The sequence below is a fragment of the Streptococcus acidominimus genome, assembly GCF_001921825.1.
Lineage (GTDB): Bacteria > Bacillota > Bacilli > Lactobacillales > Streptococcaceae > Streptococcus > Streptococcus acidominimus.
Window position 1 is genome coordinate 25,469 of record NZ_MSJL01000023.1, and the last position, 10,630, is coordinate 36,098.

Sequence of the window (10,630 nt, forward strand, 5' to 3'; positions counted from 1 at the left end):
GAAGAATAACAGTAGGCTGGGAAATACCCTGCGAAGCTAAGAAGCTAATAGAGGTTAGAACTGCAAAAAAAGTTCTAGCCTCTCCTTTGTTTTTGAATGGTTATACTCCACAATAATCAACATCATGTTGTCAGGGTTGGAGGGTATAGTCTAAGGCTATGGACTTTACAAAAAGTCTATAAAAATTTTTTAAGAGCAACATAAGATTTATATATTGGTCAAATACCTGCGCCTGTGATAAGCTATGTATAGTTCATGATGAAGGAGTAAATAGATGATGAAATTGAAAAAATTAGTTGGTTTAGCAACCGTAGCCGTTGCTTCAGTCCTAACCTTGGCAGCATGTGGGTCAGGTGCTTCAAAAGATGCTAATCTTATCCGTGTCGGTGTGATGAGCATGAGTGATTCAGAAGAAGCGCGTTGGGATAAGGTGAAAGAACTTCTTGGGGATAAGGTGACACTAGAGTTCACTCAATTCACAGACTACTCACAGCCTAATAAAGCAGTCGCAGAGGGTGAAGTGGACATCAATGCCTTTCAGCACTATAATTTCTTGGAAAATTGGAACAAGGAAAACGGAGAAGACTTGGTGGCAGTAGCGGATACCTATATCGCTCCGATTCGTCTTTACTCTGGTACAGAAAATGGTAAAAATAAATACAAATCTGTTGATGAAATCCCTGAGGGATCTGAAATTGCAGTACCGAATGATCCAACCAATGAAAGCCGTGCCCTCTATCTGCTTCAATCCGCAGGTTTGATTAAGTTGGATGTCTCTGGTACGGAGTTAGCAACGATCGTCAACATCAAAGAAAATCCTAAAAAATTAAAAGTGACAGAATTGGATGCTAGCCAGACAGCAAGCTCACTCCCATCTGTTGCGGCAGCCGTTGTCAACAACACCTTCGTACTCGAAGCTGGGTTGGACTATAAAAATGCCCTTTACAAAGAGCAAAAAGATGAAAATTCACATCAATGGTACAATTTGATTGCAGCTAAAAGCGATTGGGAAAAATCACCGAAAGCAGCTGCGATTAAAGAATTAGTCAAGGCATTTCATACAGATGAAGTGAAAAAAGTCGTTGAAGAATCTTCTGACGGTATGGACGAACCAGTTTGGTAAAAAATAGAAAGTGCTGTGGTGGTCTTCCCCATAGCATTTTAAATTCACATCCTATGGGGAAAAGTATGCCCGGCAGAAGCAATGTGGTACAATAAGATACAAAGCCCGTTAAAAACTCCAAGCGAAAATAGGAAATCTGACGCAGAGTCATTAGACTCTAGGAAGATTTATCTTTTTCGCATAGAGTTTAGGGCGTGTTCAATTACGTCAAGATACGAGAGCGTTTGACACGAGTTTCACTCGTTTTATCTCCAACCTTCCACAGTCTATTCCTAGACTGTGGAAGCGAGCAAAGCAAAAATAGGAGATTGACGATGTGTTCCACAAACACGAGGAAATCTATCCCTAAAGGGAGCCACATCTGTAAGTAACTAAAGTTACAACACCTGCGTCTCTTTTTTGCACAGCTCGTAGTCCGAGTTCAATTACATAAGATACGAGGACGTTAAAAACTCCAAGCGAAAATAGGAAATCTGACGCAGAGATTAGGGGGAGTTTGCTTTGCAAACTTCTATTTCCCGCCTCTAAAGGTATCCTATACCTTTAGAGCTAGGAAGATTTATCCCTGAAGGTAGCCCTATCTGTGACCAGTTAAAACTGGAACAGCTATGCCTCTTTTTCGCACAGAGTTTAGGGCGTGTTCAGTTAAGATGTGAAGCCGTTAAAAAACCGACTGAAAATTAGGAAACATGACGAAGAAGCGTAGCTTTTAGGAATGTTTATCTATTTTCCGAGGTTTTAGGCTGAATTCAATTACCTAAGATACGAGGACGTTAAAAGCACACAGCGCACTTCTTCATGTAATAACAGTCACTTCCCTGACTGTTATTACCATATCTGTAAAGTACAACAGCTACGGCAAACTAGGCAATCTGACGCAGAGATTAGGGGGAGTTTGCTTCGCAAACTTCTATTTCCCGCCTCTAAAGGTATCCCATACCTTTAGAGCTAGGAAGATTTACCCCTGAAGGTAGCCATATCTGTAACCAGTTAAAACTGGAACAGCTACGTCTCTTTTTCGCACAGAGTTTAGGGCGTGTTCAATTACAAAATATAAACGAAATGACCATATCTAGCAGGAGCAATCTAGGAGGACAAGTAATGTCAAGACGAGCGGAGCAAATGAGAAAATTTGAGGCAGATGTGATTACACAAGCCTATTTTGAAAAGTTAAAAGTGTTGATTGCCAAGAAATCGATCTTTGCGCAGCAGATAGGGCTTCTAGAGGTGGCAACCTATCTGAAAGAAATCTTCGAGGAAGCAGGAGCGGAGGTCATTTTAGACGATAGTTATGCTGCTCCCTTTGTCATGGCAACCTTCTCCAGTCCTGTGCCAGATGCCAAGACCTTGATTTTCTATAATCATTACGATACAGTACCTGCTGATGCGGATCAGATTTGGACGGGTCAGCCTTTTGAGGTCAGCATACGGGACGGCTATATCTACGGTCGAGGAGTAGATGATGACAAGGGGCATATTACAGCCCGTCTTTCTGCTGTTCAAAAATACCTAGCTAGACAGGATTTTCTTCCTGTCAATATCATTTTTATCATGGAGGGTGCCGAAGAATCAGCATCAGTTGATTTGGACAAATACCTAGCAAAGTACCAGTCTCACTTGGTTGGAGCTGATTTACTGGTCTGGGAGCAGGGCGCACGAAATGTTTTGGGGCAGTTAGAAATTGCAGGCGGTAACAAGGGGATTGTGACCTTTGATATGACGGTCAAGAGTGCGGACTTGGATATTCATTCTTCTTATGGAGGGGTGATTGACTCGGCTAGCTGGTATCTGATGGCTGCATTGCAGTCCATGCGGGATTATGACGGCAGGATCCTAGTAGATGGCATTTATGAGCAGGTGGAAGAACCGAATGAACGTGAACTAGCCTTGGTTGAAGAATTTGCTTTGGCGACAAGTCAGTCGGTGACAGATATTTATGGTCTGACCTTGCCGACCCTAGTGACAGAAAGAAGAGCTTTTCTAAAACGCCTCTTCTTTGAGCCATCTCTGACGATTGAGGGCTTCTCCACAGGCTACCTAGGTCAGGGTGTGAAGACCATTATCCCTGCTCAGGCTAGCGCTAAAATGGAAGTCCGACTGGTACCGGGTTTAGAACCGCATAATGTCTTGAATAAGATTCGCAAGCATTTGACGAGACATGGTTTTGATAAGGTAGAAGTGACCTTTACCCTTGGGGAAATGAGCTACCGTAGCGACATGTCTGCACCAGCTATTCTCAATGTCATTGAGCTTGCTAAACGCTTGACCCCGGAGGGAGTTGCGGTGCTTCCGACTTCACCCGGGACAGGGCCGATGCACACGGTTTTCCATGCCTTGGGAGTTCCCATTGCAGGATTTGGTCTGGGAAATGCCAATAGTAGGGATCACGCAGGAGATGAAAATGTTAGCATTGCAGACTATTACAGTCATATCGAATTAGTAGAGGAGTTAATTGCAAGTTATGAGTAAGGAGATTATTACAATAGATCATATTGATGTAACCTTTCATCAGAAAAAACGCACTATTGAAGCGGTGAAAGATGTTACAATTCATATTGAACAAGGAGATATTTATGGGATTGTTGGCTATTCAGGGGCTGGGAAATCAACTCTGGTTCGAGTAATCAACCTCTTGCAGGTGCCAACGGCTGGTCGTATTTGCATCAATGATGATGTAATTTTTGAAGGTGATAAGGTCACCCTAAATGCGGCTCAACTAAGGAGCAAGCGCCGTGAAATTGGGATGATTTTCCAACATTTTAACTTGATGGCGCAGATGACAGCTGCTGAAAATGTTGCCTTTGCACTCAAACATTCTGGTTTGTCTAAAGAAGAAAAGAAGGCCAAAGTGGCGAAACTCTTGGATCTGGTTGGTCTAGCAGATAGGGCGGAGAACTATCCAGCCCAGCTATCTGGTGGTCAAAAGCAACGTGTAGCCATTGCGCGTGCCCTTGCCAATGATCCCAAGATTTTGATTTCTGACGAATCGACTTCTGCCCTCGACCCCAAAACGACCAAGCAAATCTTGGCGCTCTTGCAGGAACTCAATGAAAAATTAGGCTTGACCATTGTCATGATTACCCATGAGATGCAGATTGTCAAGGATATTTGCAACCGCGTCGCAGTCATGCAGGATGGACGCTTGATCGAAGAAGGGTCTGTTTTGGAGATTTTTACACATCCAAAAGAAGCACTGACACAGGACTTTATCAAAACAGCAACAGGAATTGATGAAGCCTTGGTGAAAATTTATCAACAAGATATTGTCAAACATCTGCCAGAAGATAGCCTCTTGGTTCAGTTTAAATACGCAGGTTCTGCGACAGATACAGCTATTATCAACGACTTATATAAGACCTACCAAGTATCGGCAAATATCTTGTATGGCAACATTGAAATTTTAGATCATACGCCTGTCGGAGAAATGGTGCTGATCTTATCAGGCCAACGGGAGCAACTCCAAGAAGCTCTAACAGCCGTTACCACTGCCAATGTAGAAGTGACGATTTTGAAAGGAGATTACTAGGATGAATGAATTACTGTCGTGGATTCAGGCTAATTTCCCCCATATTTACAAAATGGGGTGGGGAGGTCAGACTGGCTGGGGAACAGCTATTTACAGTACCTTTTATATGACCTTTGTTTCCTTTGGAATAGGTGGTGCTATGGGCTTGATTTCAGGCTTGTTTCTCGTCTTAACAGGCCCGCGGGGAATCGCAGAAAATCGTGTGGTCTTTTGGATTTTGGATAAGGTAGCTTCCATCTTGCGTGGGATTCCCTTTATCATTTTGCTTTCGGCTATTTCGCCGCTCACACGCTCTATCGTTGGAACCTCGATTGGGATGAATGCTGCCCTTGTGCCACTATCCCTTTCGGTCTATCCTTTCTTTGCTCGTCAGGTTCAAGTGGTTCTTTCTGAATTGGACGGTGGAGTAATCGAAGCAGCCCAAGCCTCTGGTGCGACCTTTGGTGACTTGATCATGGTCTACTTCCGCGAAGGTTTGCCAGACTTGATTCGAGTGACGACCTTGACCTTGATTTCCCTTGTCGGCTATACAGCCATGGCAGGCGCCATTGGGGCAGGTGGCTTGGGGCAGGTAGCCCTTTCCTACGGCTATTTACGCTCAAATGATGACGTCACCTTCCTTGCCACCCTCCTTATACTCATTTTTATCTTTATCATCCAATTTGCCGGAGACCTCATCACCCGAAAAATAAGTCATAAATAAGATACGAGAGCGTTAAGCAACTCCTAGACAAAATAGGCAATCGAAGCAGGGTGTCTTGCACCCAATGAGATTGATCTTTTTGTCAGCGAGTTGTAGCTCGAGTTCAGTTGCATTAAGATACGAGGACGTTAAGCGAGCAAAGCAAAAATAGGAGATTGACGCTGTGTTCCATGAACACGAGGAAATCTATCTTTTTTGCACAGCTCGTAGTCCGAGTTCAGTTGCATAAGATACGAGGATCTTTGACACGAGTTTCACTCGTTTTATCTCCCACCTTCAACAGTCTATCCCTAGACTGTTGAAGCGAGCAAAGCAAAAATAGGAGATTGACGCTGTGTTCCACGAACACGAGGAAATCTATCTTTTTTGTACAGCTCGTAGCCCGAGTTCAATTACCCAAGATACAAAGCCTGTTAAAAACTCAAAGCGAAAATAGGAAATCTAACGAAGAGTCATTAGACTCTAGGAAGATTTATCTTTTTCGCACAGAGTTTAGGGCGTGTTCAATTACATAAGATACGAGAGCGTTTGACACGAGTTTCACTCGTTCCATCTCCAACCTTCCACAGTCTATTCATAGACTGTGGAAGCAACTCCTAGACAAAATAGGCGGCCGAACAGAAGCGGTTCGCTTCGTAGTGAGACCCCCACAAAGGCAACTAGATTGGCGTGTTAGCGACAATCAGATGCCTACTGTGATGTTTTCTAAGTTTACTCAACTTTTTGACTACGCTTTGTCAGCGAGTTGTAGCTCGAGTTCAATTACATAAGATACGAGAGCGTTTGACACGAGTTTCACTCGTTCCATCTCCAACCTTCCACAGTCTATTCATAGACTGTGGAAGCAACTCCTAGACAAAATAGGCGGCCGAACAGAAGTTTTAGCTTCGTAGTGAGATCCCCACAAAGGCAACTAGATTGGCGTGTTAGCGACAATCAGATGCCTACTGTGATGTTTTCTAAGTTTACTCAACTTTTTGACGACGCTTTGTCAGTGAGTTTGTAGCTCGAGTTCAATTACATAAGATACGAGGACGTTAAGCAACTCCTAAGCGTATCCGCTACGGTTTTACGTATTTTTGGAGACCTTGTCAGAGTGAGGCACAGTAGGGACAATCCAGACGAGGTGAAGTTCTGGTCACTATCGTTAAGTAGGATAGGAACTTTTAACTCCTATGAATTTTTTATAGACAGTAGCGGAATTTTCTGCTATACTAGCAGATAAGAAAGAGGGTCACTTGGTAGAGCCTTTAGCGAGTTTGGGGTGGTGGGAGCCAGACGGAAATAAGAGTGATTGGCGCTTTCAGTATCATTTTAAGAACAAATGAAGTCATAAATCAGGGTGGAACCGCGTCTCAACGCCCCTATGGAAACATAGGAGTGTTGGCGCGTTTTTTGATACTCTTGTAAAGTCAAGATTTGCTTGTTCACTCGTCTGGCTGATTGTCAGCTAGGTGAACCTGTTTGAATATCTTGATGTTCATAGACGATATTTGTGTTTTTGCTAGCAGACCAGCTATCAAAAATGCATATCCCAAGAATGCTAATTTTAAAAATGGAGGAAAATAAATGAGCAAGAAACTAACCTTTCAGGAAATCATTCTGACCTTGCAACAATTTTGGAATGAACAAGGCTGTATGTTGATGCAGGCATACGATACAGAAAAAGGTGCGGGAACCATGAGTCCCTACACTTTCCTACGTGCTATTGGTCCTGAGCCATGGAATGCGGCGTATGTAGAGCCAAGCCGTCGTCCGGCAGATGGTCGTTACGGAGAAAACCCGAACCGCCTCTATCAGCACCATCAATTCCAGGTAGTCATGAAACCAAGTCCAAGCAATATCCAAGAGTTGTATCTGGAATCGCTCGAGCGCTTGGGGATCAATCCCTTGGAGCATGACATTCGTTTTGTAGAAGACAACTGGGAGAATCCCTCTACTGGGTCAGCTGGTCTAGGCTGGGAAGTATGGCTTGATGGAATGGAAATTACCCAATTTACCTATTTCCAACAGGTTGGCGGTCTTACGACAGGCCCTGTTACTGCCGAGGTGACCTATGGCTTAGAGCGTTTAGCATCCTACATTCAAGAGGTGGATTCGGTCTATGATATTGATTGGGCTGACGGGGTTAAATATGGGGAAATCTTCCTCCAACCAGAGTATGAGCATTCAAAATACAGCTTTGAAATCAGCGATCAAGATTTGTTGCTAACCAACTTTGAGAAGTTTGAAATAGAGGCAAAACGCTGCCTTGATGAGCACTTGGTTCATCCTGCCTTTGACTATGTTTTGAAATGTTCCCATACCTTTAACTTGTTAGACGCACGGGGAGCGGTTTCGGTAACAGAGCGGGCAGGTTATATCGCACGGATTAGAAATTTAGCACGCGTGGTTGCCAAGACCTTTGTGGCAGAAAGAAAACGCCTTGGCTATCCGTTATTGGATGAAGCAACAAGAGCGCAATTATTAGCAGAGGAGGCAGAATAAGATGACAAAAAATTTACTGGTAGAACTTGGTTTAGAAGAAGTCCCAGCCTACATTGTAACACCTGCTATGGTTCAACTTCGGGACAAAATGGCGCAATTTTTAGCAACCAACCGTTTGGAATTTGAAGATATTCAGATGTTTTCAACGCCTCGCCGTTTGGCAGTCCGAGTGCGTGGTCTAGCAGACCGGCAGGAGGATTTGACGGAAGATTTCAAGGGACCGAGCAAGAAAATTGCTCTGGATGCTGACGGTCACTTCACCAAGGCTGCTGAAGGGTTTGTTCGTGGGAAAGGTTTAACAACCGATGACATCACTTTCCGTGAAATCAAAGGGGAAGAGTATGTCTATGTAACCAAGCATGAACAAGGAAAATCAGCCAAAGAAGTTTTGGTGGCTATACCAGAGGTACTGGCGGCAATGACCTTCCCTGTCAGCATGCACTGGGCTTCAAATAAATTTGAATATATCCGTCCTATTCATACTTTGACAGTCTTGCTAGATGATGAGGCACTTGATATGGACTTCCTTGATATTTCATCAGGTCGTATCAGTCGCGGGCATCGTTTCCTCGGTCAGGAGGTGGAAATTGCTAGTGCAGACAGCTATGAAGAAGATTTACGCAAGGAATTTGTGATTGCAGACAGTAATGAGCGTGAGCAGATGATTGTGGAGCAAATCAAGGCGATTGAAGCAGCGCGCAATGTAGCTGTTGAGATCGATCAAGACCTACTCAATGAAGTATTGAACTTGGTGGAGTACCCAACTGCCTTTATGGGGGCATTTGATGCCAAATACCTAGAGGTACCAGAAGAAGTATTGGTCACTTCGATGAAAAATCACCAACGCTACTTTGTTGTCCGCAATCAGGCTGGTAAGTTGTTGCCGAATTTTATTTCGGTTCGTAATGGAAATGAAGCATTTCTGGATAATGTCATCAAGGGAAATGAGAAAGTTTTAGTGGCACGTCTGGAAGACGGAGAGTTTTTCTGGCGGGAAGACCAAAAATTACAGATTGCAGACCTTGTAGAACGCTTGAAAGCAGTCACTTTCCATGAGAAGATCGGTTCGCTTTATGAACACATGAGTCGTACAGCTGCCATCAGTAGCTTATTAGCTGACCAAGCAGGACTTTCTGATGAGGAAAAAACAGACTTGGCGCGTGCAGCAGCGATTTACAAATTTGATCTCTTGACGGGTATGGTCGGTGAATTTGATGAGTTGCAAGGGATCATGGGGGAAAAATATGCTCTTCTTGCAGGTGAGACACCAGCTGTTGCAGCGGCAATTCGGGAGCATTACTTGCCAACCAGTGCAGATGGAGACTTGCCAGAGACGAAAGTAGGTGCCGTCCTTGCCCTTGCGGATAAATTGGATACCATCTTGTCCTTCTTCTCTGTCGGCTTGATTCCAAGCGGTTCAAATGACCCCTATGCCCTTCGCCGTGCAACCCAAGGCGTGGTACGGATTTTAGAGGCCTTTGGTTGGATGATTGCGATCGATGAATTAGTGGAAAAACTCTTTGCGCTTAAGCATGATAGCCTTACCTACGAACACCAGACAGAGGTCCTTGATTTCTTCCGTGCGCGTGTGGAGAAAATGATGGACAAGAGCGTGCCAAAAGATATGGTGACAGCTGTTTTGAATAGCACTAATTTTGTAGTTGGCGACATGGTAGAGACAGCCCGTCTCTTGGCAGAAAGTGCTAAGACTGCAACCTTTAAACCAGCTGTTGAGAGCCTGTCTCGTGTCTTTAACCTAGCTGAAAAAGCAGGAGCAGGTATGGTGGTTGATAGTAGCCTCTTTGAAAATGAAGAAGAAAAGGTCTTGGCAGAAAGGGTAGGGCAGCTTGAGCCTATGGCAGACTTGGTAGCTAGGATTGATCAACTCTTTGCCCTTCAGCCTGTTATTGATGCTTTCTTTGACAATACCATGGTCATGGTGGAAGATGAAGCTGTGAAGAACAACCGTTTAGCCTTGCTTGCAACCTTGACAGCTAAGGCGCAACGGGTTGCGCAATTTAACCAAATTAATACCAAGTAGGAGAGAAGATGGAACAAGCAAAAATTGATCGAATCAATGAATTGGCAAAAAAGAAAAAAGAGGTTGGTTTGACCGAAGAGGAATTGAAAGAGCAGGCAGCCCTTCGTGAAGAGTATATTGAAGGCTACCGTCGCAGTGTCCGTGCCCATATTGAGGGCATCAAGATCGTTGATGAGGACGGAAACGACGTGACACCAGAGAAACTCAAACAGGTGCAGCGCGAAAAAGGCTTGCACGGTCGAAGCCTAGATGACCTAAGTTAAGTTATTCAGGATACAAAGCCTTATACTCGTCAAAAATCAAAATCTGACGTCGTTAATTCGCCTTGTTGAGTAAAAAGCTCCAGTGGAGGTTTTTAGCCTGTTCCCTTAAAACAAGAAAGAACAGAGTTTTACCTGCGGTTTCATTGCCTAGTCAGATTTTGATTTTTATAGAGTATTAATTATCAAAAAACAAACGAAATTGTGAACTGCTCCCTGTCAAGTAGACAGTCAAATAATAAAAGATATTAGGCAACCTGATTCCTGAATTCCCAAGGGGTCAGGTTGTTTAATTTAGCTTGATAACGTTGTGTATTGTAAAACTGGATATAGCTTTCCACATCTGCGACTAGCTCCTCGTAAGTCTTGTATTTCTTGAGATGATAAGACTCTGTCTTGAAATGCCCAAAGAAACTTTCAATTGGTGCATTGTCGATACATTTCCCAACTCGTGACATGGATAGAGTGATGCCAGCCTGTGTTGTAAAAT

The 10,630-nt window shown here is 43.8% G+C and carries 8 protein-coding genes; 7 read left to right on the forward strand and 1 reads right to left on the reverse strand.

Translation table 11 applies throughout. The features are described 5' to 3' along the window. The first annotated feature begins 277 nt into the window (after positions 1 to 277). From BU200_RS06030 to BU200_RS06060, 7 genes are all read left to right on the forward strand, one after another. On the forward strand, positions 278 to 1,123 hold the full coding sequence (locus tag BU200_RS06030; RefSeq protein ID WP_075099324.1) for a MetQ/NlpA family ABC transporter substrate-binding protein: 846 nt from the start codon (positions 278 to 280) through the stop codon (positions 1,121 to 1,123). 1,101 nt (positions 1,124 to 2,224) lie between these two features. After that, a complete protein-coding gene (locus BU200_RS06035; protein ID WP_075099317.1) occupies positions 2,225 to 3,592 on the forward strand; it encodes a M20/M25/M40 family metallo-hydrolase in 1,368 nt (455 codons plus the stop codon). Beyond that, positions 3,585 to 4,649: a methionine ABC transporter ATP-binding protein gene (locus tag BU200_RS06040; protein WP_075099318.1), complete on the forward strand. Its 1,065-nt coding sequence runs from the start codon at positions 3,585 to 3,587 to the stop codon at positions 4,647 to 4,649. The genes BU200_RS06035 and BU200_RS06040 overlap by 8 nt, the downstream gene beginning before the upstream one ends. Before the next feature lies 1 nt (position 4,650). Continuing rightward, positions 4,651 to 5,352, forward strand: a complete 702-nt coding sequence (locus tag BU200_RS06045; RefSeq protein WP_075099319.1) for a methionine ABC transporter permease — start codon at positions 4,651 to 4,653, stop codon at positions 5,350 to 5,352. 1,569 nt (positions 5,353 to 6,921) lie between these two features. Beyond that, the gene (gene glyQ / locus BU200_RS06050; RefSeq protein ID WP_075099320.1) at positions 6,922 to 7,839 is read left to right on the forward strand and encodes a glycine--tRNA ligase subunit alpha; all 918 of its coding nucleotides are present in this window, start codon (positions 6,922 to 6,924) and stop codon (positions 7,837 to 7,839) included. Position 7,840: 1 nt separating this feature from the next. Beyond that, positions 7,841 to 9,880, forward strand: a complete 2,040-nt coding sequence (gene glyS / locus BU200_RS06055) for a glycine--tRNA ligase subunit beta (RefSeq protein WP_075099321.1) — start codon at positions 7,841 to 7,843, stop codon at positions 9,878 to 9,880. A gap of 8 nt (positions 9,881 to 9,888) precedes the next feature. After that, a complete protein-coding gene (locus tag BU200_RS06060; protein WP_075099322.1) occupies positions 9,889 to 10,143 on the forward strand; it encodes a DUF896 family protein in 255 nt (84 codons plus the stop codon). A 245-nt stretch (positions 10,144 to 10,388) separates the two neighbouring features. Here BU200_RS06060 and BU200_RS06065 read toward each other — a convergent pair. Next, positions 10,389 to 10,630 (reverse strand): IS3 family transposase (locus BU200_RS06065; protein ID WP_142237006.1); only part of this gene is annotated, 242 nt, incomplete at its 5' end.